The 23542-nt window shown below is 73.0% G+C and carries 24 protein-coding genes and 1 pseudogene; 14 read left to right on the forward strand and 11 right to left on the reverse strand.

Translation table 11 applies throughout. From position 1 onward, the window contains the following. The 7 genes and pseudogenes from ACLBYB_RS29815 to ACLBYB_RS29845 all read left to right on the forward strand — a co-directional run. Window positions 1–215 (forward strand): annotated as a pseudogene (locus ACLBYB_RS29815) (IS110 family transposase); the annotation flags it as partial. A gap of 66 nt (window positions 216–281) precedes the next feature. After that, window positions 282–548 carry a GCG_CRPN prefix-to-repeats domain-containing protein gene (locus ACLBYB_RS29820; RefSeq protein ID WP_042675167.1) on the forward strand — a complete coding sequence of 89 codons (267 nt, stop codon included), beginning with the start codon at window positions 282–284 and terminating at the stop codon, window positions 546–548. A 194-nt stretch (window positions 549–742) separates the two neighbouring features. Next, window positions 743–970, forward strand: a complete 228-nt coding sequence (locus ACLBYB_RS29825) for a hypothetical protein (protein WP_447700963.1) — start codon at window positions 743–745, stop codon at window positions 968–970. 177 nt (window positions 971–1147) lie between these two features. Continuing rightward, on the forward strand, window positions 1148–1690 hold the full coding sequence (locus ACLBYB_RS29830; protein WP_020095120.1) for a sigma-70 family RNA polymerase sigma factor: 543 nt from the start codon (window positions 1148–1150) through the stop codon (window positions 1688–1690). Continuing rightward, the gene (locus ACLBYB_RS29835) at window positions 1687–2529 is read left to right on the forward strand and encodes an anti-sigma factor family protein (protein WP_020095121.1); all 843 of its coding nucleotides are present in this window, start codon (window positions 1687–1689) and stop codon (window positions 2527–2529) included. Before ACLBYB_RS29830 ends, ACLBYB_RS29835 begins: the two co-directional genes overlap by 4 nt. A 70-nt stretch (window positions 2530–2599) precedes the next feature. Beyond that, on the forward strand, window positions 2600–3292 hold the full coding sequence (locus ACLBYB_RS29840) for a helix-turn-helix transcriptional regulator (protein ID WP_447700964.1): 693 nt from the start codon (window positions 2600–2602) through the stop codon (window positions 3290–3292). 137 nt (window positions 3293–3429) lie between these two features. Beyond that, window positions 3430–3657 (forward strand): DUF1127 domain-containing protein, encoded by a 228-nt coding sequence (locus ACLBYB_RS29845; protein ID WP_447700965.1) that lies wholly within the window; start codon window positions 3430–3432, stop codon window positions 3655–3657. 48 nt (window positions 3658–3705) lie between these two features. Here ACLBYB_RS29845 and ACLBYB_RS29850 read toward each other — a convergent pair whose 3' ends face one another. Next, window positions 3706–4725 carry a zinc-dependent alcohol dehydrogenase family protein gene (locus ACLBYB_RS29850; protein ID WP_447700966.1) on the reverse strand — a complete coding sequence of 340 codons (1020 nt, stop codon included), beginning with the start codon at window positions 4723–4725 and terminating at the stop codon, window positions 3706–3708. Window positions 4726–4945: 220 nt separating this feature from the next. On the opposite strand from ACLBYB_RS29850, the gene serA reads away from it, so the two are divergent. Beyond that, window positions 4946–6166, forward strand: a complete 1221-nt coding sequence (gene serA, locus ACLBYB_RS29855) for a phosphoglycerate dehydrogenase (protein WP_447700967.1) — start codon at window positions 4946–4948, stop codon at window positions 6164–6166. Window positions 6167–6331: 165 nt separating this feature from the next. On the opposite strand, the gene ACLBYB_RS29860 is transcribed toward serA, so the two are convergent. The 3 genes from ACLBYB_RS29860 to cysE all read right to left on the reverse strand — a co-directional run bounded on the left by ACLBYB_RS29860 (window position 6332) and on the right by cysE (window position 11012). Then, window positions 6332–8326 carry a family 2A encapsulin nanocompartment cargo protein cysteine desulfurase gene (locus ACLBYB_RS29860; RefSeq protein ID WP_447700968.1) on the reverse strand — a complete coding sequence of 665 codons (1995 nt, stop codon included), beginning with the start codon at window positions 8324–8326 and terminating at the stop codon, window positions 6332–6334. After that, on the reverse strand, window positions 8313–9710 hold the full coding sequence (locus ACLBYB_RS29865; RefSeq protein WP_091977424.1) for a family 2B encapsulin nanocompartment shell protein: 1398 nt from the start codon (window positions 9708–9710) through the stop codon (window positions 8313–8315). The genes ACLBYB_RS29860 and ACLBYB_RS29865 overlap by 14 nt, the downstream gene beginning before the upstream one ends. A gap of 429 nt (window positions 9711–10139) precedes the next feature. Beyond that, the gene (gene cysE / locus ACLBYB_RS29870) at window positions 10140–11012 is read right to left on the reverse strand and encodes a serine O-acetyltransferase (RefSeq protein WP_020095129.1); all 873 of its coding nucleotides are present in this window, start codon (window positions 11010–11012) and stop codon (window positions 10140–10142) included. A 640-nt stretch (window positions 11013–11652) separates the two neighbouring features. Here cysE and ACLBYB_RS29875 point away from each other — a divergent pair. The 3 genes from ACLBYB_RS29875 to ACLBYB_RS29885 all read left to right on the forward strand — a co-directional run bounded on the left by ACLBYB_RS29875 (window position 11653) and on the right by ACLBYB_RS29885 (window position 13557). Further along, window positions 11653–11931: a hypothetical protein gene (locus ACLBYB_RS29875; protein ID WP_020095131.1), complete on the forward strand. Its 279-nt coding sequence runs from the start codon at window positions 11653–11655 to the stop codon at window positions 11929–11931. A gap of 55 nt (window positions 11932–11986) precedes the next feature. Beyond that, window positions 11987–13237 (forward strand): hypothetical protein, encoded by a 1251-nt coding sequence (locus ACLBYB_RS29880; RefSeq protein WP_447700969.1) that lies wholly within the window; start codon window positions 11987–11989, stop codon window positions 13235–13237. 98 nt (window positions 13238–13335) lie between these two features. Then, window positions 13336–13557 (forward strand): hypothetical protein, encoded by a 222-nt coding sequence (locus tag ACLBYB_RS29885; RefSeq protein ID WP_091681463.1) that lies wholly within the window; start codon window positions 13336–13338, stop codon window positions 13555–13557. Window positions 13558–13584: 27 nt separating this feature from the next. Here the strand turns inward: ACLBYB_RS29885 and ACLBYB_RS29890 are convergent, their stop codons facing one another. From ACLBYB_RS29890 to ACLBYB_RS29910, 5 genes are read right to left on the reverse strand one after another with little or no spacing between them, the layout of a single operon-like run. Continuing rightward, window positions 13585–14385: an ABC transporter ATP-binding protein gene (locus ACLBYB_RS29890; RefSeq protein ID WP_447700970.1), complete on the reverse strand. Its 801-nt coding sequence runs from the start codon at window positions 14383–14385 to the stop codon at window positions 13585–13587. Window positions 14386–14392: 7 nt separating this feature from the next. Continuing rightward, complete coding sequence (locus tag ACLBYB_RS29895) at window positions 14393–15760, reverse strand: ABC transporter substrate-binding protein (RefSeq protein ID WP_447700971.1); 1368 nt, start codon at window positions 15758–15760, stop codon at window positions 14393–14395. A gap of 33 nt (window positions 15761–15793) precedes the next feature. After that, window positions 15794–16807, reverse strand: coding sequence for a branched-chain amino acid ABC transporter permease (locus ACLBYB_RS29900; RefSeq protein WP_244539875.1), 1014 nt, complete (start codon window positions 16805–16807; stop codon window positions 15794–15796). Window positions 16808–16834: 27 nt separating this feature from the next. Further along, window positions 16835–17728, reverse strand: coding sequence for a branched-chain amino acid ABC transporter permease (locus ACLBYB_RS29905; RefSeq protein ID WP_042675144.1), 894 nt, complete (start codon window positions 17726–17728; stop codon window positions 16835–16837). Further along, window positions 17725–18699, reverse strand: a complete 975-nt coding sequence (locus ACLBYB_RS29910) for an ABC transporter ATP-binding protein (protein ID WP_447700972.1) — start codon at window positions 18697–18699, stop codon at window positions 17725–17727. The genes ACLBYB_RS29905 and ACLBYB_RS29910 overlap by 4 nt, the downstream gene beginning before the upstream one ends. A 424-nt stretch (window positions 18700–19123) precedes the next feature. Here ACLBYB_RS29910 and ACLBYB_RS29915 point away from each other — a divergent pair, with 424 nt between their 5' ends. Both ACLBYB_RS29915 and ACLBYB_RS29920 read left to right on the forward strand, forming a co-directional pair. Then, window positions 19124–19855, forward strand: a complete 732-nt coding sequence (locus ACLBYB_RS29915) for a Crp/Fnr family transcriptional regulator (protein WP_100252609.1) — start codon at window positions 19124–19126, stop codon at window positions 19853–19855. A gap of 56 nt (window positions 19856–19911) precedes the next feature. Further along, on the forward strand, window positions 19912–20631 hold the full coding sequence (locus tag ACLBYB_RS29920) for an HWE histidine kinase domain-containing protein (RefSeq protein ID WP_042675139.1): 720 nt from the start codon (window positions 19912–19914) through the stop codon (window positions 20629–20631). Between the two features lie 3 nt (window positions 20632–20634). On the opposite strand, the gene ACLBYB_RS29925 is transcribed toward ACLBYB_RS29920, so the two are convergent. Both ACLBYB_RS29925 and ACLBYB_RS29930 read right to left on the reverse strand, forming a co-directional pair. Then, window positions 20635–21414 carry a Crp/Fnr family transcriptional regulator gene (locus ACLBYB_RS29925; RefSeq protein WP_056530746.1) on the reverse strand — a complete coding sequence of 260 codons (780 nt, stop codon included), beginning with the start codon at window positions 21412–21414 and terminating at the stop codon, window positions 20635–20637. Between the two features lie 246 nt (window positions 21415–21660). Next, window positions 21661–21879, reverse strand: coding sequence for a DUF6894 family protein (locus ACLBYB_RS29930; RefSeq protein WP_447700973.1), 219 nt, complete (start codon window positions 21877–21879; stop codon window positions 21661–21663). Between the two features lie 325 nt (window positions 21880–22204). Between ACLBYB_RS29930 and urtA the strand changes: the two genes are divergently transcribed. Then, window positions 22205–23500 (forward strand): urea ABC transporter substrate-binding protein, encoded by a 1296-nt coding sequence (urtA, locus tag ACLBYB_RS29935; protein WP_447700974.1) that lies wholly within the window; start codon window positions 22205–22207, stop codon window positions 23498–23500. Window positions 23501–23542: the final 42 nt, after the last annotated feature.

The following is a 23542-nucleotide window of genomic DNA, read 5'->3' on the forward strand; positions in this document are numbered from 1 at the left end:
GCGGTGATCGCGCGGCCAACAGCGCGCTGCACATCATCGCCATCGGGCGACTGCGAACCGATGAGCGGACCAAGACGTATGTGGCCCGCCGCATCGCAGAAGGCCACTCCAAGCTGGAAGCGATCCGTTGCCTGAAGCGCTACATCGCCCGTGAGGTGTTCACGCTCATTACCCGGAGGCGGCAGGCGATCAACCAGACCCGCATCGCGGCTTGACACACAGAAGGGCGTCCGGGTCTTGCGCCGGGCCGACCGGCGCGGAACCGAACAGAAGGTCTGATGATGATGCACGTGAAGATGATCGCGGCCGCCGCGGCTGTCGTCGGCGGCCTCGGCCTGGCCTCCGCCGGCGCGGCGCCCCTGGCGCCCGCCGGCGCCGACACGCTCACCGGCCCCGCCGCGGTCAGCACCGTGGCGTTCGGCTGCGGCCCCGGCTGGGCGCCCGGCCCGTACGGGCGCTGCCGGCCGATGTACCGGCGGCCGCGCTTCTACGGCCCGCGCTGCTTCTTCCGTCCGACCCCGTGGGGACCGCGGCGCGTCTGCCGCTAAGGTCGCGCAGGCACGCGTCCCGACGCGCGGGTCCGGCGCCGAACCGTGGCCCGACCCGCGGGTTGATCCAGGGGCAGGTCCCGTCTCCGAGGAGGCGGGGCCTGCCCCTTTCCCGTTGGCGGTGATGCGGGCCGGCAGCGCCGGGGATGCCACGACCGGGACCGCGGACGGTCCCGCTCCGGTTGGACATGGCCATGGCCCAGGATCAGAGCGGCGGCGCGAACCCCTCGGCGGCGGAACGGGCGGCGGCCGAGCGCGTCGCCCGCAAGCGCCTCGGTCCGGACGGCTGCCCGGAACCGGCACCCGACCGGCGATCGCCGTCCGGACAGGCCCGCCGGAGCGAGGCCGCGGCGCCGGACCGCCGGGCGCCTCCGGGGCGGCCGGTCGCGACGCGCCACCGGCTCGAGAGGCTTCCCGAGTAGCGCCCCGAGTAGCGCCCCGAGTAGCGCCCCGAACATTCGCGTGCCCGGACGCGGGAATAAAGCCCGCCGCCGCCCGGTTCCCGATTGTGTGGCACAAGGCTGCAGGCAGGAGCACGAGGGCAGGGACCCCATGGCTTCGCAGGCTCTCGACGGGGCGGGCCCGGCCCGGCCGCCGACATGACGACCCTGGCGCGCGCGCGCTTCAGTCAGCTCGTTCTCCCGCGCCTGGACGAGGGCTACCGGCTCGCGCACTGGCTGACCGGCAACGCCACCGACGCCGAGGACGTGATGCAGGAGGCGTGTCTGCGCGCCTACCGGGCGATCGAGGGGTTCGCCGAGGGCAATGCCCGGGCGTGGTTCCTGACCATCGTCCGCAACACCGGCTATTCCTGGCTGCAGCGGCACCGGCCGCGGGCGGTGGTCTTCGCCGACGACCTCGCCCCCGAGGCCCGCGCCGAGTTGGAGATCGGGGGCGCCCTGACCGAGGTCCCGGAGACGCCCGAGGCGACCCTCATCGCCCGCGACGACGCGGGGCAGCTCGCCCGGGCGGTCGAGGCCCTGCCGGTGGCCTTCCGCGAGGCGCTGGTCCTGCGCGAGTACCACGGCCTCAGCTACCGGGAGATCGCCACGGTGACGGGGGTCCCGATCGGGACCGTGATGTCGCGCCTCGGCCGCGCGCGGCAGCACCTGCTTGCACGGCTCGCGAAGGACGGGCGATGACCGACGACGAGACCCTCCTGCTCCTCAGCGCCTACGCGGACGGCGAGCTGTCGCCCGGCGAAGTCCTGGCCATGGAGCGCCGTCTCGCGGCGGATCCCGACGCGTGGGCCCTGGCGGAACGCCTCCGCGACCTCTCGGCCACCCTGCGCGGGCCCCTCGCGGGGCCGCCCGCCCCGGAATCCCTGCGGGCGCGCGTGATCGAGCAGATCGGCTTCACCGACCCGCCCCCGTCGCGCGGCCGCCTCGGAGGCCCGCTCGGGACCCGGCTGGGGTCCTGGGTCGGGACCTGGGTCGAGGCCTGGCTCGAATCCTGGCGCAGATCCCGGCAGGCGCTGGCCGCGACGCTGCTCGTCGGCCTCGTCGGCGGGGCCGCGCTCGGCAGCGGGATCGTCTATCTCGACCGCCCCGACGGCGCCCCGGATACCGGCGCGGCCGTGCTCGCCGGCCATCTCCGCGGCCTCGCGGCGCCCCAGCCGTTCGACGTCGCCTCCTCGGACCGGCACGTGGTGAAGCCCTGGTTCAACGGCCGGACCACCCTCGCGCCCGAGGCCCCCGACCTGTCCGACAAGGGCTTCCCGCTGGTCGGCGGCCGGGTCGACATCGTCGGCGGAACCCCCGTGCCGACCCTGGTCTATCGCCGCGACAGGCACGTCATCAGCGTCACGGTGGTCCCCGCCGCCGACGGCCCCGGCGCCGGCGAGGAGCGGCGCGACGGGTCCACGATCGAGCGCTGGCACCTCGGCGACCTCACCTACTGGGCGGTCTCGGACCTCAACCGGCGCGACCTGCGCGCCTTCGCCGACCTGTTCCAGTCCCGGACCGGGGGCCCGCCGGGATAAGGCGGGAATAAGGGACGCCAGTTTCGGGTTATTACTGATATCGTGATGTCGATCCGGCGAGGATCCCAGCGTGATCAGTCAATCCCACCTGCACACCCGCAGAGCCGAAACGATATCCGGGATCGGCTCCGCCCAGGAGCGGTGGGTTCAGGCCGGCGGCACCCCGGCCTTCCCGGACCCGACCCTCGTGGAGGCGGCGCTCCATCTCCTGGCTGAGCATCTCGAGCAGGGGCTGGCGGTGACCGACCGGTACGGGCGGGCCCATTTCCTGAACCGCGCGGCGCAGGCCTTCGTCGCGCGCGGCCTCCTGTGCCTGGAGCACGGCGGCCTGCGCGGCGCGACGCCCGAGGACAGCGCGGCGCTGCGCCGGGTCATCGCCCGCTGCGCCGCGGGCCATCGCGGCGGCTCGGTGCGATTGGAGGGCGCGGGCGGGACGCTCCTGGTCGCCGCCTCGGCGATTCCCGGGACGCTCGGCCCGATCGGCGAGGGCGCGGTTCTCCTGCGTCTCACCGACCCTGGGACCCCGCGCCTGCCGGATCCCGGCATTCTCCAGGACCAGTTCGGCTTCACGCCCGCGGAGGCGGCCCTGGCCGTCGACATCCTGGCCGGGAACGACCTCGCGGCGAGCGCGACGCGCCGCCGGATCACCCGGAACACGGCGCGCGTGCACCTGCGCCACCTGTTCGAGAAGACGGGGACGCGCCGCCAGGCCGAGCTGGTGCGCCTGCTCCTGCTCTGCCCGCAGCCGATCGCGGACGCCTAGCGCGCTCCGGCAAAAATATTCGCGCCGCGCGCCACCCTTAATCCGAACGGAGGATGCGCATACTTTGCATTGAAGCGAGGCTGATCCGGCCGATCGTGGACAAACCACGGATCTTTCGGCGCAACGGAGGCTGAATCATGATCCTCTCGTTCCTGAAATCTGCCCGGAAGAGCCGCATCGCGGCGCGAAATCTTCGCATTCTCTCGGCCCTCGACGACAGGATGCTGAGCGACATCGGCCTCGACCGGCGCACACTCCGCACGTTCTGCGAGAACGGCTGCGCGCACGTGCCGCCGCCGCCGAGCCAGGCCGAGACGCCCCGGGCCCTGATGATACCCGGCGGGCTCGGGATCGCCTTCCGCTGAACGCCCGCCGCACCGCCCGCCGCACCGCCTCGGGCCCGGCCGGACCGCTCAGATCTCGACGCAGATCTTGCCGAAGTGGCGGTTGCTCTCCTGGTGGCGGAACGCCGCGACGAGGTCGTCGAGGGGGAAGCGGCGGTCGATGACCGGCCGCAGCCCGCAGGCGTCGATGCCGCGGATCATCTCGATCTGGTGGCGCCGGCTGCCGACCAGCACGCCCTGCAGCCGGATCTGCTTCAGGAGCGCCGGCACCAGCGGCAGCTCGCCCGCGACCCCCGAGAGGATTCCGATCACCGAGACGTGGCCGGCGACCCGCGCGGCGGCCATGGACTGCTCCAGCGTCGCCGGGCCGCCGACGTCGAGGACGTGGTCGACGCCGCGCCCGTCGGTCAGGCGCCGGGCGGTCTCGCCCCAGGCCGGGTCGGTGCAATAGTTGATGACGTGGTCGGCGCCGAGACCGCGCAGGCGCTCCAGCTTGGCGTCGCTGGAGGAGGTGGCGATCACCGTGGCGCCGGCCGCCTTGGCGAATTGCAGGCCGAACAGCGACACGCCGCCGGTGCCCTGCACCAGCACCACGTCGCCGCTCTTCAGGCCGGCATCGGCGTGCAGCGCCCGCCACGCGGTGAGCGCGGCGGTGGTGAGCGTCGCCGCCTCGGCGTGGTCCCAGCCCCGCGGGGCGCGGGTGAAGGCGGTGGCGGGCGCGGTGACGCCCCCGCGGGCGTAGCCGTCGACCCCGTCGCCCGGCACGGTGGCGAAGCCCTCGACGCGCGGCGCGCCCTCCAGCCAGGTCGGGAAGAACGTGCTGACCACCCGGTCGCCCACGGCGAACTCGGTCACGCCCGGCCCCACGGCCTCGACCTCTCCGGCCCCGTCGGACATCGGGATGCGCGGCTCGCTCGGGCCCCACATCCCGCTGACGACCGCGTAGTCGTGGTAGTTGAGGGAGCTCGCCCGCAGGCGGACGGTGATCGCGCCGGGCCCGGGCTCCGGCACGGGCCGCTCGCCGAAGGTCACCTTGTCGAAGCCGCCGCCGGGCTGGACGATGACGGCCCGGGCTGTCGATCCGGTCATGACGCACCTGTCGCTCCGCGGCCTCGGCCGCCGGGAGGCGGACACTGGCAGGCCCCGCGCGCCGCGTCGAGACGACGGGGCCGGGCCGTCCGCCGCGGGGCGGGGAGGGCGGCCCGCGCCGCGCGCCCGCAACCCCTTCCTTCCCGCGCCGCCCTTGCCGCTGCGCCGCGCCGGCGCCAAGGTCGCGGATCGCAGCCCGTCCGTGGAGGGAGGACAGACCGTGTCGACCGAGCGCGTCGTTCTGACCGAAAGCATAGCGCCGACAGCGTCCAGGATCTTCACCCAGGCCGGGATCGGCGCCATCCGGCAGCTGTCGCGCGCGGTCAGCCCCGGGGACGCCGGCGAACTGGCCGACATCACCGTCCTCGGCATCCGCTCGCGCACGCAGGTCACCGCCGCGCTTCTCGACGCCCTGCCCGACCTCGCCGCCATCGGCTGCTTCAGCGTCGGGACCAACCAGGTCGACCTCGAGACGGCGCGCGCCCGCGGCCTGCCCGTGTTCAACGCGCCGTTCTCGAACACGCGCAGCGTCGCCGAACTGACGATCGGCGAGATCGTGATGCTGCTCCGGCGCATCGTGCCGCGCTCGGTCGCGGCCCATGAAGGCGGCTGGGACAAGTCGGCCACCGGCGCCTTCGAGGTGCGCGGCAAGACGCTCGGCATCGTCGGCTACGGCAATATCGGCGCGCAGCTCTCGAACCTCGCCGAGGCGATGGGCATGCGCGTGATCTTCTACGACCTCACCGACAAGCTGCGCCACGGGAACACCGAGCCGGCCGAGAGCTTCGAGGCCCTGCTCGCCGTGAGCGACGTGGTCAGCCTGCACGTCCCGGAGACGCCGCTGACCCACGGGCTGATGGGCGCGGAGCGGATCCGCGCGATGAAGCCGGGCGCCTACCTGATCAACAACAGCCGCGGCACGGTCGTGGACCTGGACGCCCTGGCGGCGGCTCTGCGCGACGGTCACCTCGCCGGGGCCGCGATCGACGTCTTCCCGGTGGAGCCGACCTCCAACGCGGAGCGCTTCGTCTCGCCCCTGCAGGGGCTGCCGAACGTGATCCTCACCCCCCATGTCGGCGGCTCGACCGAGGAGGCCCAGGACCGCATCGGCGCGGAGGTGGCCCGCAAGCTGGTCGACTACGTCCAGACCGGCTCGACGCTCGGCGCCGTGAACTTCCCGCAGGTGCAGCTGCCGCCGCGCCTGTCAGGCGCGCGGTTCCTCCACGTGCACCGGAACGTGCCCGGCGTGCTCGGGCAGATCAACGCGATCTTCTCGGGCCGGTCGCTCAACATCGACGCGCAGTACCTGCAGACGGACGGCGAGTTCGGCTACGTCGTGGTGGACGCGTCCGTGCCGCCGGGCGAGGCGGACGCGGTGCTCCGCGCGCTGCGGGCCATCGACGGCACAATGCGGACGCGGCATCTCCGGCCGGCGGCGTAGGGGTTCCGCGCCGCGCCGGACGTCGGCGGCAGGACGCGACCGGCCCCCTCTCCTGCACAGGAGAGGGGGCCGGCGCGCGATCCTGGACGCGCGGATCGTCACGCCCGCAGGTAAGGGTTCAGCGCGGACACGACGCCCCGCGTCCGCCGGCCGGCGACGCGCCGGTCACGGTCGCGGCAGGGTGTGCAGCGCCCTCAGGAAGGCGTCGACCTCCGCGCGGGTGTTGTAGAAGGCCAGCGAGGCCCGCACCGACTGGTCGACCCCGAACCGGCGCAGGGCCGGCAGGGCGCAGTGGTGGCCCGAGCGCACCGCGATGCCGTGACCGTCGAGGTGGTGGGCGACCGCCGCGTTCGTCTGCCCCTCGATCACGAAGGACATCACGCTCGCCTTCTCCCGGGCCGTGCCGATCAGGCGCAGGCCCTTCACGTCGGCGAGCCCGCCCTGCGCGTAGTCCAGGAGGTCGTGCTCGTAGGCGGCGATCGCCGGCATGCCGATGCCCGCGAGGTAGTCGAGCGCCGCCCCGAGACCGACCGCCCCGGCGATGTCGGGTGTGCCCGCCTCGAACTTCTCGGGCGCGCCCTTGTAGACGGTCCTCGCGAAGGTGACGTCCTCGATCATGTGGCCGCCGCCCTGCCAGGGCGGCATCGCCTCCAGAAGGTGGGTCTTGCCGTAGAGCGCGCCGATGCCCGTCGGCCCGAACACCTTGTGGCCGGAGAAGACCAGGAAGTCCGCGTCGAGGGACTGCACGTCCAGCGGCATGTGCGGCGCGGATTGCGCCGCGTCGACCAGCACCGGCACCCCGTAGGCGTGGGCGAGCTGGATGATCTCCCGCACCGGGTTCACGGTGCCGAGCGCGTTGGCCACCTGCGTCACCGAGACGATCTTGGTCCGGCCGGAGAGCAACGCCGCGTACTGCTCGAAGATGATCTCGCCCCGATCGTTGACCGGGATCACCCGGAGCGTCGCCCCGGTCTGCTGCGCCAGCAGCTGCCAGGGCACGATGTTGGCGTGGTGCTCGATGGTCGAGACGATGATCTCGTCGCCCGGGCCGACATTGGCCCGGCCGTACGAGTTCGCCACGAGGTTGATCGCCTCCGTGGTGCCCCGCAGGAAGACGATGTCGTCCTTCGTGGGCGCGTTGAGGAAGCGGCGCACCGCCTCGCGGCCGCCCTCGAACAGGTCCGTGGCGCGCGCCGCCAGGGTGTGGGCGGCCCGGTGGATGTTCGAGTTGTGCCGGGCGTAGAAGTCCGCGGTCGCGTCGATCACGGCCTGCGGCTTGTGGGTCGTCGCGGCGTTGTCGAGCCAGACCAGCGGGTGGCCGTTGACGCTCTGGTGCAGGGCCGGGAAATCCCGGCGGACATGCTCCACGTCGAAGGGCGCCGCCACCGGGCTCGAGCCCTGCGCGACCAGGCGCGGCGCCGGGCCGGGATCGCGGGCCGGCTCCACCCGTGGGCTCGCCGACGCCCTGCGGGCCGGGCCGGGTCCGAGGTTCAGGAAGTAGTAGTCGGAGGCCGTCGCCTCGGGGGCCCGGGACAGAGGGCCGGTCCGCGCGAAGCGCTCCTGCGCCGCGTCACCGCCGGCCTTCGACGGGTCGGCCGGCACACGGTGCGGGACGAGCGCTTGGGCGAAGGCGTGGGCGCGGGGATGGTCCGCGGCGATCTGCCGGTGCAGCTCCGGACCGCCGGGCAGGGCGGCCGCCAGCGCCGGGGCGCTGGCGAAGGAGAAATCGGGCAGCACGGGGCGCGGGCTCGCCGGGTGGACCGGCGGGATCGCCCCGACATCGGCGAGGGCCGGGCTCGCGGGTGCGAGGTTCGGCACGGTCGGGCCGGAGAGGCTCGGCAGGCCGACCGGCGGCGCCCCGAAGGAGCGCGCCGCCAGCGCGGAGGCGTCGGGCGGCAGGCCGGCGGGCTGGCCGCCCGCTGGGGCGGAAGGGACGCCCAGGGGCGCACTCGGCAGCGGCGCGCCGCCCGGGCCCTGGGGCAGGCTCTCAAGGGCCTGCGGGACCTGGGGGCCGGCGGGGAGCGCCGGCGCGAAGGGCCGGCTCGCGGCCTGACCCTGGCCGTAGATCTCCCGGGCGAGGCGTCCGACGAGATCCGCGTGGGCCAGCTCGCCCGGGCTCGCCCCGGGCAGCCCGAGGGCGACAGCCTCAGGCGTAGTCATGGTAGTTGCCCAGCAGCACGTTATCGAGGCGGGCAATCGCGTCCTCGACCAGCACGGCGGCCGAGAAGTAGCGGGTCACGAGGTGCGAGGCGATCGAGTGGTCGTTGGTGCCCATGTAGCGCACCGACAGGCCGGGCTCGATCTCGCCGGTCACGCCCGATTTCTGCAGGCCGACCACGCCCTGCTCGCCCTCGCCGACGCGCAGCAGCAGGATCGAGGTGGTCTCGGCCCCGGTCACCGGGTCGAGGTCGATCGGCAGCTTGTCGCTCGGCACCAGCGGCACGCCGCGCCACGTGATGAACGGCGCGCCGAACAGGTGGACGACGACCGGCGGCACGCCGCGGCGGGTCGCCTCCCGGCCGAAGGCCGCGATGGCGCGGGGATGGGCCACGAAGAAGGCGGGCTTCTTCCAGACCAGGGTCAGCAGCTCGTCGAGGTCGTCCGGGGTGGGCGGGCCGCCGCGGGTGGGGATGCGCTGGCGCGGGCCGACCTCGCCGAGAAGGCCGAACTGCGCGTTGTTCAGGAGCTCCCACTCCTCGCGCTCCTTCACGGCGTCGACCGTGAGGCGGATCTGCTCGCGGAGCTGGTCGATCTCGTTGGAGTAGAGATCGGTGACGCGGGTATGGGTGTTGAGGATCGTCTGGATGGTCGAGAGGTGGTACTCGCGCGGATCGACCTCGTAGTCCACGAAGGTCGTCGGCAGGCGCGGCTCGCCGGTATGGACCGCCAGCAGCTCGATCCCCTGCTCGCCGTAGGAGTTGGTGTGACCTTTGAGGCGGTCGCGCTCCTCGCGGTACTGCGCGATCTTGGCGCGGATCTCCTCGCTCTCCACCGCGGCGGCGTCGAGGGTCAGGAGGGTCACGGCCGACAGGGCCTTCACGGCCGGGGCGGGCGCGCGCTCACCGGCGAGGCCCGCATCGCCGAAATAGTCGCCCTTCGTGGCGAGCCCCTGGCGCAGGCGACCCTTGTAGGGGCCCGACAGGGTCAGCTCGACGGTGCCGTCGGCCACCACCGTGAGGCTGCGGCCGGCGGAGCCCTCCTCGTGGATCACCGTTCCGGCCTTGTGCCGGCTCTCGGTGAACTTGGCCGCCAGCGCCGCCAGCTCGGCATCGCCCAGCCGGCTGAACAGCGGCACGGCCCGCAGGGAGGCGGGACGGATCACCTTGCCGTCCCCCTTGTCCTCGGCGACGAGATCGATCCGGCCGGGGCGGGCCAGTACGACGGCGCGGCGGTTGACGCGGTAGACCCCGCCCGCCACGTCCACGAAGGGCAGGAGCCGGAGCAGCCAGCGCGGCGTGTTGGCCGCGTTCTGGACCGCGGTGACGGTCGCCGTCGCAAGATTGCGTGCCGCCGTGGCGCTCACGCTCAGACCCGGTCCGCTCATCGTTCGTCCTCACTCCATCCAGGATTTCAGGCGCGCCGCGCCGATCCGCGCGGCGGCGGTGCGCCCCGCAGCCTGTGCGGGGCGGACGCAAGTCGTTCCGATCAGAACGCGACGACGATCGCGACTTGAGCGGCCGCACCGTCAATCAAATCATGTATTCTCTAGCAGTCCGACAGCCATCGTCGAACGCTCGGCCGGGCCGACTTCATCGTTGTTCCGGTGATGTCTGGATAAAGTCTGATTCGCCCAAGGGTCAACGGAATGATGTCCCCATTTTTCGTCGATTCGTAGAAATGGATCCCGTGGTATGCACGACGAACAGGACACGACCGTCCTCAGACAGGCAGGTCAGAGAACTTAATTCTACAGATTCGCGCCCGGCGGCGGCGCCCGGACGACTTTGTTGTCAGGAAAAATCTTTCGCGCGTCTCAGATGCCGTCCCCGTAGCCGAAGGACTGGTCCATGCTGAGCGCCGGCTCCTCGTCGACGGGCAGGCGCGAGACGACCCGGGCCGGCACGCCCGCCACGGTCGTGTGGGGCGGCACGTCCTGCAGCACCACCGCGGCGGCCGCGACCTTGGCGCCCGCCCCGACGCGGATGTTGCCCAGCACCTTGGCGCCGACGCTGAGCAGCACTCCGCGCTCGATCTTGGGATGCCGGTCGCCGCTCTCCTTTCCGTTGCCCCCGAGCGTCACCGACTGGAGGATCGAGACGTCGTCGGCGATCACCGTGGTCTCGCCGATCACCACGCCGGTGGCGTGGTCGATGAACACCCCCGAGCCGATCCTGGCCGCCGGGTGGATGTCGCAGCCGAACACCTCGGAGATCCGGCTCTGGACGTGCAGCGCCAGGGTCGCCCGGCCCCGGTGCCAGAGCCAGTGGCCGACCCGGTACGCCTCGAGCGCGGCGAGTCCCTTGTAGAACAGGAACGGGTCGAGGTAGCGGCGGCAGGTCGGGTCGCGCTCGCGGATCGCCACGAGGTCGCGCACCGCGTGGGCGCCGGCCTGCGGGTCGGCCTCGAAGGCCGAGAGGCACAGGTCGCGCATCGACAGGCGTGCGAGGTCGCCGTCCCCGAGCCGGTGGGCGAGGCGGTAGGCGAGGGCCTGGGCCAGCGAGCGCTGGTCGAGGATCGTCGCCTGGATGATCCCCGCATAGAGGGGCTCCTCGATCAGGGCCGCCTCGGCCTCGGCGCGCAGGGCGGCCCAGACTTCGGCCTCCGCGGTGCTGCGGCTCGTGATGCGCAGGGGCGGCTGGACCACGGCCATCGTGGCGCCCGCGGCGGGCAGGGCAGCGTGATGCATCGGTCGTCGCCAATCACGGCAGGGGGCGGAACGGGTCGGGCCGGCCGCGCTCCAGGGCGTCGTGCCCCTGGACCGTCACGCCCACATTGGCCGGGGCGTCGCCCCGCATCATCGTCCCCGAGGCCATGGTGTCGTCTCCCTCGAATCGGTCGCGGTGGCGGCCCGATTCCGCCGCCGGCGGCGCCGGCGAGAAGTCTCTTCCGGATGCCCCGGTCCGGCGGAGAAGGTTTCGACCGCACGAGCGCGTTGTCGGAGCATTGTTTCGCTAAGTCATTGTTAAAGCATGATATTCAGGCATCGCGCCGGCTTTGGCAAGTCCCGGGAGCCGGCCGTCGCCGACCGGCATCGGCGATCGATCGCGGCCGCGATCCGGGCATATCTCCGCCGACCCCGTGCTTCTGCTCCGGCTCGCGGCTTCGACGAACAACCTGCGCTGCAAGTCCTCGCCAATTTGGCAGCACATTCTCGGGCCCAGCGTCTACATTGACGGTGTCGACATACAGTCGATGCGGAGCCCAACGGAGGTTTGCCGTGATCACCAGCAAGGAACGGTTCGCCCGGATGACTGCGCCGTGTCTGCCGTGTTGCCGCGTCCAAGAGGAGGAGAGCGCACGACATCAGACACGCGAGGCGACCACCGATGCTGACCTATGACACGACCCGGAACACCCGTCCCGACCTGAGCCCCGAACCGGCCGCCGCCCTCGGCCGGGCCCTGTCCCGGAGCGTCCGCTCCCATCCCTCCCACGAACGCGCCGCCCTCGCGAGCGCCCTCGACGACGGCCTGATGCCCGACGAGGTCGCGCAGATCCTCGCCGGCCGCCCGGTGGCCGAGGCCTTCCCGATCCGCTGGGGCGAGAGCCCGGAAGCCTACGCGTCCCGGGCCGTGTCCGAGATGTTCGTCGCCTACCTCCAGTAGGCGCGTCGCTGCCGGCCGCGCCGGCCTCTCCGACCACGAACGATGGAAACCTGCCATGTCGGTCTTCCCCCGCGGGTGGAGGCGCCGGACGGGGACGGCCGCCTGCGCGCTCGCCCTGGCGCTCGCTGCCGCCGGCCCGGCCGCGGCCGGACACCCGCCGAAGGGCCGCGGCGCGGCCGCTGCCGCAGCCGGCGTGCCGGACGTCCCGGCCCGGCTCACGGTCGGGCCGGGCGGACGGGACCTGAGGCTCGCGGGCGATCTCGCGGCCGGGGTCGCCGCGCGGGTCCGGGCCATCCTCGCCGCGCACCCGCGGGTCGCCCGGATCCATCTCACGAGCGACGGCGGCCTCGTGGAGGAGGGGGCGGCGATCGGGGCGCTCGTGGCGGCCCGCGGCCTCGCCACCTACGTCCCCGACGCCTGCGCCTCGGCCTGCACGCTGATCTTCGTCCGCGGCCGGACGCGCTACCTCGCGACCGGCGGCCGGCTCGGCTTCCACGCCCCCTACGAGATCGGGGCGCGGGGCCGGATGCGCCCGGTGGATTCCGCGCCGGAGCGGGCGGCCTACCGGGCCGCCGGCCTGCCGGCGGCCTTCGTGACGCGGGCGCTGGCGGTGCCCCCGGCCGGGATCTGGATCCCGACGGACGGGGAGCTGCGCGCGGCCGGCATCGTAACCGAGGTCGTCGGACCGGACCGCTTCCCCGATTCCACCCTGGACGCGGATCCGAGCGCGGCCGGGGCGCGGGCCGCGATCCTGCGGAACCTGCCGATCCTGCGCCAGGCCGAGGCAGCGGGGCTCGACCCGATCGCCCGGTGGTACCGGGACGGCTACGCCGCCGGCCGGCCGGAGGCGGAGGCCGCCGCCGGGTTGAGGCGGATGGCCGCCGGCTACCTGCAGCGGCGCTTCCGGGCGGCCGACGACGCCGTCGTCCGCGCCCTGGGCCAGCGGATCCTGGCGACGCTGGAGCGGGCCGGCGCGGGGGACGCGGCGGCCTGCGGCCTCCTCGCGGCCGGCGACCTCGTGGCGCTCGACGCGCGGCTGCGGGCCGAGCGGCCCGCGTCGCACGGGCTCGCCCCGCTCCTCGCCCGGACACGGGCCGCGCGGCCGGACGGGGCGGCCGCGCCCGCCGCGGATCCGGGCACCGCGCGGTCGATGGCCGCAGCGGCGGCCCCCTCGGGCGACTGCGCCGCCCGGATCGCCGCGACGCGGCGCGCCCTCGACCTTCCGGCCCGCGAATCGGCCGCCGCGCTGCGGGCCCTGTTCCTCGCGGAGCCGCAGCGGATCCTGGCGAGCCGCGACGGGCCGTAGTGGCCCGCTGACCCTCGACACGCCGCGCCGGCGCCTATCTTCGCACCCGCGGCACGCCCCGGACGGGCGCCGGCCGCGGGGAGACGGGGGTTCGACGGATGCCGGATTATCGCCTGCGCGGGGCGGTCCGTGGCGAGGATGGCGAGATCGGCGCGCCGCGCGTCGACGAGGTGCTCACGGCCGCGGACGCGAAGGAGGCGGTGCGCCTCGCCAACAGCCGCTCGCTGACGATCGAGGACGACGCGGTGAACGCCCTGTGGCTGGTCGACGCCCACGGTACCCTGCTCTGGTCCCTGCGCCGGGCCGACCGGGACTCCTGACGCGAGGCCTGACGCGGGCCGGCACCGTCAGCCCGATGCGCGGCGGCCCGTCTCCGGCAGCGCGGCGGCCCCGGCATCGTCGGCGCCCCCGAGATACAGGGACCGGACGTCGTCCCGCGCCCGCAGGGACGCGGCGGTGCCGGCCAGCGCGCTGCGCCCGTTCTCCAGCACCACGGCGTGGTGGGCGTGGCGCAGGGCGAGGCGGACGTTCTGCTCGGCCACCAGCAGGGTCAGACCCTCGGCGCGGTTCAGGCCGGCGAGCACCCGGTAGATCTCCTCGACCACGCGGGGGGCGAGCCCCATGGACGGCTCGTCGAGGACGAGCAGCCGGGGCCGCCCCATCAGCGCCCGGCCGATCGCCGCCATCTGCTGCTCGCCGCCCGAGAGCAGGCCGGCGGCTACGCCCCGCTTCGCGGCGAGCCGCGGGAACAGGCCGTAGACCCGGTCCAGATCGGCGCGCACGCCGCCGCGGCCCGTACCGCGCCCGAGGCCGCCCGCCACGAGGTTCTCCTGGACGCTCAGGCTCCGGAAGCAGTGGCGCCCCTCCAGCACGCCCACGAGCCCGGCGCGGACGAGGACGTTGGTCCGGGTCCGCGTCACGTCGCGCCCGTCATAGGCGAGGCGCCCGGCCGTGACCCGGCCGCGCAGGGCCGGCAGCAGGTTCGACACCGCCCGCAGCAGGGTCGTCTTGCCGGCGCCGTTGGCGCCGACCAGGGCGACGATCTCCCCCGCCCGGACCGCGAGGTCGACGCCGTGCAGGGCGTGCACCGCCCCGCCGTAGACGACCTCCAGGGCCTCGACCTGCAGGAGGGGCGGCGCGGTGCTCACCGGGCGCTCACCGGGCCGCCGCGGCGGCCTGCTTGCCGGCCGCGTCCGCGGCCTCCTCCGCCGCGCAGTCGCGCGGGGTGATGCCGCGCTCCTTGGCGTAGGCGGTCGCGGACGCCTCGATGAGCGGGCGCAGGCTCGCCCAGTCGGGGGCGATCCAGTCGGACACCACGGTCCACTTCGCCCCGTCCCATTGCTGGAAGGTGACGCGGCCCTCGCCCTCGTGGTTGGCGCAGGTGACGTTGATCGAGTGGAACAGGCCCTTGGCGCCGAGCGCCGCCACCCGGGCCTCGTCGAGGCGCAGGTGCTCGAAGCCCCAGCGCACCTCGTCGCCGGTGAGCGTCCGCTGGCCGAACCGCGCTTGCGCGATCCGCACCGCCTCGACGTTGAGGATGCCGTTCAGCACCCCGAGATTGTGGTAGACGCTGCCGATCCGCTTCCGGTCGGCGAGGTTGCCGTTGCCGGCCCCGTAGACCCTGCCGACGACCTCCTGGATCACCGGGTAGGCGGTGCCCGAGGCCTGGGTCGTGATGGCGACGTAGCCCTTGGCGGCATCGCCCGCCGGGATCACGTCCTCCTCCGAGTTCGACCAGACATTGCCGACGATGCGGTCGGCCGGGAAGCCGGTCTTCTGGGCGGTCTTCAGGGCCACCGGGTTCATCACGCCCCAGCCGCGCAGCACCACGAAGTCGGGCCGCAGGCGCCGGATCGTGAGCCACTGCGACTGCTGCTCGTTGCCGGGATGGGGCACCTCGATCTGCGCGACGGTGAAGCCGTAGCGCTCGGCGAGCCGCGCGTAGATCGGGATCGTCTCCTTGCCGTAGGGCGAGCCGTGGTAGAGCACCGCGACGGTCTTGCCCTTCAGCTTGTCGAGGCCGCCCGCGCGGGTGCCGAGATACTGGATGATGCCGCTCGTCTCGCTGTAGGGGTTGAGCAGCAGCGGGAACACGTAGGGGAAGACGCGCCCGTCGGTGGAGTCGGTGCGGCCGTGGTTGATCGTGATCAGCGGCACCTTGTCGGCGGTGATGCGGTCGATCATCGCGTAGGCGATGCCCACCGAGAGCGGGTTCCAGGCGGCGATGCCGGGCCGGGACTTCAGCCGCTCGTAGACCTCGACGCCGCGCTCGACCTCGTACTGGGTCTCGCCCTCGCTCCAGGTGAGCTTGACGCCGTTCACCCCGCCGTCGCGGGCGTTGATCAGGTTGAGATAGTCGATGAAGCCCCCGAAGAAGCCGGTCCCACCGGCCGCGTAGGGGCCGACCCGGTAGCTCTGGAGCGGGAAATACTGCTCGTCGGCCCAAGCGGCCCGGGGGGCCGCGCCGGCGAGCGCGACGGTGCCGGCGAGGAGCGCGGCGCGGAGACGGGTCGTCAGGGGCATGGTCGTCCTGGGGTTGGTCGGGCGGGGAGGGGATCAGGCAGCGCGGCGGCCGAGGCGGCGGCCCGCCCGGTCGAGGAGGACGGCGAGGCCGGCGGGCTCGCGGATCAGCACGGCGACGATCAGGGCGCCGAGCACGACGCGCTGGACCATCTCCAGGGTGCCGGAATCGAACCCGTCACCGAGCAGCGCCGCGCCGAGGCGCGACAGGAGCAGGGGCAGCACCACGATGAAGCCCGCGCCCAGGAAGGCGCCGCGCAGGGTGCCGAGGCCGCCGATGATGACGATGAACAGGATCTGGAAGGAGCGGTCGAGGTTGAACCCCGCCGGCTCGACGGTGCGCAGATACGCGAAGGCCCACAGCGCCCCGGCGATCCCGATCACGAAGGACGAGGCCGCGAAGGCCAGGAGCTTGGTCCGGGCGACCCGCACGCCCACGAGGCGGGCGGCGGTCTCGTTGTCGCGGATCGCCACGAGGTTCCGGCCCGTGGGCGAGGTCACGAGCCTCCACGCGACGAAAGTCAGCAGCGTGACCACCGTGAGCGTGACCAGGTAGCGGCCGCACGGGTCGTCGAAGGACAGGCCGGCCACCACCAGCCGGGGGGCGGTGACGATGCCCGAGGGGCTGTCGTCGGAGATCCAGCCGATCCGGTTCAGCGCCCAGGCCACGAAGAACTGCACGGCGAGCGTCGAGACCGCGAGGTAGAAGCCCCGCAGGCGCAGGGCCGGCAGCCCCGCCACCAGCCCGGCGAGTGCCGCCACGAGGCCGGCGAGCAGGAGCGCTGCCGGGAGCGGCAGGCCGGGCAGGCGCAGCGACAGGTTGAAGGCCGCGTAGGCCCCGACCGCCATGAAGGCGGCCGAGCCCAGGGAGAGCAGCCCGGCATAGCCGGTGAGCAGGTTGAGCCCGAGGCCGGCCAGCGCCAGGGCCAGGAACGGCGTCAGCAGCGCCTCGAACAGGTAGCTCGTTCCGGTGAGCGGTACGATCCCGTAGGCGAGGACCAGCAGGGCGCCGAGGCCGAGGGTCCCGGCGGGCAGGTGCAGGCGCGGCACGGCGCGGGGGAGGGCCACCACGGCGGCTCAGACCCGCTCGACGGCGCGCAGGCCGAGCAGGCCCGACGGCCGGACCAGCAGGAAGCCCAGGGCCGCCACGTAGGCGATCCAGCCCTCGATGCCGCCGCCGATGACCGGCCCGAGATAGACCTCGGACAGCTTCTCCGCCGCGCCGACGATCAGCCCGGCCACGATCGCCCCGGCGACGGAGTCGAAGCCGCCGAGCACGAGCACCGGCAGCGCCTTCAGCACCACCAGCGACAGGGAGAACTGCACGCCGAGCCGCGCCCCCCAGAGCAGCCCCGCCACCAGCGCGACGATCCCGGCGGCGATCCAGACCGCCGACCAGATTCGGGGCAGGCGCAGGCCGGTGTTGAGGGCGGCGAGCGGATCGTCCGCCACCGCCCGGAAGGCGAGGCCGGTGCGGGTGTAGCGGAAGAAGGCGGCGAGGACCGCCACCATCAGGCCCGCCACCGCGGCGGCGAACAGGTCGAACCGGCTGACCAGCACGCCGCCGAGATCGATCGGCGTGTCGTCGATGCCGAGGTCGAGCCCGTGGACCTGGGTGCCCCAGGCGAGCTGGGCCGCGCCCTCGATCACGTAGGCGACGCCCAGCGTCGCCATGAACAAGGTGATGGGCGGCTGGTTGACGAGCGGCCGCAGCACCAGGCGCTCCACGCCGAGACCGACCACCACCATCGCGGCGAGCGTCGCGGCCAGGGCCGCCGGGACGGGCAGGCCGCGCTCGGTCAGGCTCACGAAGGTGAGGGCGGCGAACAGCACCATCGCGCCCTGCGCGAAGTTGAGCACGCCCGAGGTCTTGTAGATCAGCACGAAGCCGATCGCCACGAGGGCGTACATGACGCCCGACAGGAGGCCGCCGACGACGACCTCGATCAGGAAGGCGAGATCCGGGCTCATGCGGCGGCCGCGTCCCCGTCTTCGGCCGCGTCTCCATCCGCGTCTCCATCCGCGGCGGGATCAGCGGCGGGACCAGCGGCGGCCTCCGCCTCCCCGTCCGCGAGCCCCAGATAGGCCGCGATGACCGCCGGGTCCGCCCGCACCTCCGCGGGCGTGCCGGTGGCGATGCGGCGGCCGTGGTCGAGCACGGTCACCCGGTCGGAGAGGCGCATGACGACGCCGATATCGTGCTCGATCAGGACGATCGCGGCCCCGGACCGATCCCGCGCCGCCCGGATGAAGCCGGTCATCTCGGCCTTCTCGGTCGCCGTCATGCCGGCCATCGGCTCGTCGAGGAGCAGGAGCCGCGGCCCGGCCACCAGGGCCCGGCCGAGCTCGACCCGCTTCTGGAGCCCGTAGGGGAGGCTGCCGGCGGGGCGGTCGGCCACCGCCGCGAGGCCGAGGCGTCCGATCACCGCCTCGGCGGCGGCGCGGTGCGCGCGCGCCTCCCGCCGGGCGGAGGGCAGGCCCAGGATCTGGGCCGCGGGCCCGGCGCGCCGCGCGGCCGAGAGCCCCGCGAGGACGTTGTCGCGCACGCTCAGGCCCGCGAACAGGGCGAGGTTCTGGAAGGTCCGGGCGACGCCCAGCGCGGCGAGCCGCCCGGCCGGCACCCGGGCGAAGCTCTCCGCGCCGAGCCGCACCCGCCCGGCCCGCGGCGCGTAGAGGCCGGTGATCGCGTTGATCAGCGAGGATTTGCCGGCGCCGTTCGGCCCGATCACGGCGTGGATCTCGCCGGCCCCGACCGCGAGGTCGATCTCCGCGAAGGCGACGGTGCCGCCGAAGGCGAGGGACAGCCCCTCGACCGACAGGACCGCGTCCGCCCGGTCCCGGTGCGGGCCGCCGCCGGGGCCTGCCGCCGGGCGGGCGGCGGGCCGGGGGAGGGGGCCTCGCCCGTCCCGGGCCGGGCGGACGAGGCGCAGCGCAGGCTGCATGGGCAGGAATCCGTCCACGATAGGCCGTCCGCTGCGGCGCGAACCGGCGGAACCCGTTGAGAGAAGGCGAGGAACAGGACGACGACGTGTCCCGAGCCGATATTCCGACATTCCCGCCCGTCAAATCGTGCTCCGCCGGGTCCACGAAGTCAAAAGCACAGTCTTTTCAATTTCGACACGACGCGCGAACATTCTCCCTCAGGGAGAGGTCGGCGCGGGATCACTGCTCTAGTCCTGACGACGGGCCGCCCGAACCGCCGATATCTTGCCGCCTCGCGACGGTGACGGGCCCGGATCCGGGCGATTCGGCCGGGTGCGGCGGGCGGAAAGACACCTTACGGTAGCACAAACTAATCTGCGTAAGTATTCATGGCTTGAAACAAAATGTAGGTTCGCGCCCCCACGCCGTCGTGGAGACGCCGCCATGCCAAACCCGCTCGTGCACAAGCTAAATTGCTATGTCGGGCTCTCCGAAGACGACCGGATGTGCTTGGCCGACGCCATGAGCCCGAGCCGCATGGTCGCCGCGCGCACCGACATCATCCACGAGGGCGACGATCCGCGCGCGATCAACGTGATCCTCGAGGGCTGGGCCTGCCGGTACCGGCAGTTCGCCAACGGGCGCCGCCAGATCGTCTCGCTCCTGCTCCCGGGCGACCCGTGCGACCCGCACATCTTCCTCCTCGACGAGATGGATCACGCGATCGGCGCGATCACGCCCGTGCTCCTCGGCCAGATCTCCGGCCCCGCGATGCGGGACGTGACCGCCCGCAGCCCGCGGCTCGACATGGCCTTCCATCGCGAGGCCCTGGCCACCGCGGCGATCCAGCGCGAGTGGACGGTCAGCCTCGGCAGCCGCACCGGGATCGAGCGCCTCGCCCACCTGTTCTGCGAGGTGCACGCGCGCCTGGCGGCCATCGGCCTGAGCGACGGGAATACCTGCGCGATGCCGATGACGCAGAACGATCTCGGCGACGCGATGGGGCAGACCAGCGTGCACATCAACCGCACGCTCCAGGAACTGCGCGGCATGGGGCTGATCACCCTGCGCAGCCGGCGCCTGACGATCCACGATCCGACCGCGCTCGCCCGGCTCGCGCATTTCGACACCGCGTACCTCCATCTCACCGAGGCCGGCCACGCCGCCGCGCGCTGAACCCTGCCCGCCCCGCGGTGATTGAGCCAGGTTGAACACATCCGGAGTGGCCCGGCATGACAGACCCTCGCGATCCGGCGGAGCGACTCGCGGCCCTTGAGGCCGACAACGCGCGCTTGCGCCGGCTGCTCGACGCGGCGGGGCTCCCGGACGGCCTGCGCCACGGCATGCGCAACACGATGGCGATGATGCGCACCGTCATGCACCGCTCCGCCGAGAGCGCCGCGGATGTCGAGAGCTACGTGGCGCATCTCGACGGCCGGTTCGGGGCGATCATGCGCGTGCAGGCCGCCACGGACGCGTTCGGCGACGCGGACCTGCACACGCTGATCTCGGACGAGCTGATGTTCCACCTCGCCCGCGAGGGCGAGCAGGCCAGCCTCGCGGGCCCGCGGGTGCGCCTCCGCCCCAAGGCCGCCCAGGTCGTCGCGCTGGCCCTGCACGAACTGGCCAGCAACGCGGTGGAGCACGGATCCCTGGCGCTCCCCCAGGGCCGGATCCGCGCCGCGTGGCGGGTGACGGACGCGGAGGCCGGACCGCCCGTCCTCAGCCTCGACTGGGCCGAGACCGGCGGCAGCGGTGTCCAGGCCTCCGGACGGCGCGGCTTCGGCACGGACGTGCTGACGGAGATGCTGGCCTACGATCTCGGCGCGGCGGTCGACCTGCGCTACGAGCCGGACGGGCTGCGCTGCGCGATCCGCGTGCCGCTCACGGCCCAGATCGGGCGCCGCGTGGCCGAGGATCCCGAGACGGACTGGGACGGCGACGGCCGGTGAGGCTCACGATCTCGAGGCCGCCCGCACCTGCCCGGTCATCTGCGGCAGCGCGCCGAGCGCCTCCACGGCCGGGTTCGGGCCGGGCAGGAGCAGGTAGTCGGGCGTGAACCCGGAAAACTCCCGCAGACGCTCGAGATTCGGCACGCGCACGCTCTTGCGCCCGCTCTCGATCAGGCCGGCCCTGCGCAGATCGGAGAGGACGCGCGAGAGGTGGACGTTCGAGAGCCCCGCCGTGTCGGCCAGTTCGGACTGCGCCAGCGGCAGGCGGTAATCGGGCTCCAGGCCGAGGCCGACGGCGTTCAGGCGCGCGAAGAGCTCGCAGATGATGTGGGCGACCTGCCTGTCGGCGGACCGGCGCCCCACCCCGACGAGCCATTCCTGCAGGACGGCCTCGTCGACCAGGATCGACCACCAGAGGGCGCGGTAGATGTTGGGCCGGAGGGCGGCGAGTTCCTTGATCGTCCGGTAGGGGACCGAGGCGACGGTGCAGGGCGTCAGCGTCGCCACGGAGTGGATCGCCCGGTTGAGCAGGGACGCGTGCAGGTCGCAGCCGTCGCCGGGCACGAGGTAGGCGAGGATCGAGCGCCCCCCGTCGGGCACCAGCTTGTAGCGGCAGGCGAACCCGTCGAGGATCACGTAGGCGGCGTCGGGCCGCACGCCTTCCGAGACCAGGTCGCGGCCCGCCTCGACCTGCGCGACATCGCTGGTGGCCGCTGCCAGAGCGGCCACGTCGCCCTCGTCCAGGTTCGCGCGCAGGGCCAGCTTCCGAAGGAAGGGGTTCAAGGGATCTCCCGGACATCCTGCCCCGCGCGCGGAGCTGCCTCTGCGTAAACGCGCGACGGCTTATCCTTACTCCGCGAACGCATCAAATGATCGCCACGCCCGGATGCGGCTCTCGGCGCGATCGGACCGGGGCCGCCTCCCGGCATCGGCCGCGAAGGTCGCGACAAGTCGCGCTGGGGTCGCGCTGGGGTCGCGCTGGGGTCGCGCCGCGTCGTGCCCGTCGGGGCATGGGGCCGGGTCGGCGTATCAGGAGAGCGGCAGCGTGCGCAGGACGATGCCGTTCGCGTCGTGGATCTCCATCCGCCAGCCCGCCGCGGCGTCCGGCAGCTCGCCGGCCTTCCGGAACTCCTCGATCAGCACCAGCGCCTCCGCCTCGGCGTGCGCGACCGACGCGGCGAGGACGCCGGTCTCGTCCTCGATCGTCTCGCCGTCGCTCCTCAGGCGGAAATAGTAGCGCTCTGCCATGACAGCCTTCAGCCCAGGACCCCCTCCCGCCCCGGCGGACGGGCGCCGCCCGCCCCGCGGGCTGAGGTAAGTGGCATCGATCCGCATCCGTTCAACGTGCTGGCGAGATTGCGGTCGCCGGTGCCCACCGCTTGGTCCGCCCGCCCCCCGACGCGCCCCCCGACGCCGCAGGACGCGGCACGGCGCTGCCGCTCCGGCGGGCGAAACGCCGTCCTTCTGGGCGCCGGCGCACCCCGTGCAGCCTCCCGGCGCGCCATGCCTAAATAATTGGCACACGATTTGCGAAGCCTGCCCCGTCGCGAGGAAGACGACGCAGGGGACCGCCATGAAGGCATTTGGAACTTGGGCCTCGGCCGCCGCGCTGGCCGCCGGGCTGGCGATGGGCACGCTGGGAGCGGGCGCCGCCCGGGCGCAGGAGACCATCAAGGTCGGGATCCTGCACTCGCTGTCGGGCACGATGGCGATCTCGGAGACCACCCTCAAGGACGCGATGCTGATGCTCATCGCCGAGCAGAACGCCAAGGGCGGCGTGCTCGGCAAGAAGCTGGAGCCGGTGGTGGTCGATCCGGCCTCGAACTGGCCGCTCTTCGCCGAGAAGGCCCGCGAGCTGATCAGCAAGGACAAGGTCGCGGCCGTGTTCGGCTGCTGGACCAGTGTGTCGCGCAAGTCCGTGCTGCCGGTCTTCAAGGAGCTCGACAACATCCTGTTCTACCCCGTCCAGTACGAGGGCGAGGAGAGCGAGCGGAACGTGTTCTACACCGGCGCCGCCCCGAACCAGCAGGCGATCCCGGCGGTCGACTACCTGATGTCGGAGGATGGCGGCGGCGCCAAGCGCTGGGTGCTCGAGGGGACCGACTACGTCTACCCGCGCACCACCAACAAGATCCTCGAAGCCTACCTCAAGTCCAAGGGGGTCAAGGACGAGGACATCATGATCAACTACACGCCGTTCGGCTTCTCGGACTGGCAGACGGAGGTGTCGAAGATCAAGGCATTCGGCTCGGCCGGCAAGAAGACCGCCGTGGTCTCGACCATCAACGGCGACGCCAACGTGCCGTTCTACAAGGAGCTCGGCAACCAGGGCATCAAGGCCACCGACATCCCGGTCGTCGCCTTCTCGGTGGGCGAGGAGGAGCTCGCCGGCATCGACGCCAAGCCGCTGGTCGGCCACCTCGCCGCCTGGAACTACTTCGAGTCGATCAAGACGCCGGAGAACGAGGCCTTCATCAAGCAGTGGCAGGCGTTCAAGAAGAACCCCAAGGCCGTCACCAACGACCCGATGGAGGCCCACTATATCGGCTTCAACATGTGGGTGAAGGCGGTCGAGAAGGCCGGCACCACCGATCCCGACAAGGTGATCGACGCGCTGCCGGGCATCGAGCAGAAGAACCTCACCGGCGGCACCGCGAAGATGCTGCCGAACCACCACATCACCAAGCCGGTCTTCATCGGCGAGATCGAGGCGAACGGCCAGTTCGACGTGGTCTGGAAGACCGAGGGCCTGATCCCCGGCGAGGCGTGGTCGAAGCAGCTCGAGGGCTCGAAGGACCTCGAGGCCGACTGGGTCAAGCTCAAGTGCGGCAACTACAACACCAAGACCAAGTCCTGCGGCGGCGCGTAAGCCCTGCACCTCCTCTCCCCGCGAGCGGGGAGAGGGGACACG

This window comes from Methylobacterium sp. D54C (genome assembly GCF_053345595.1).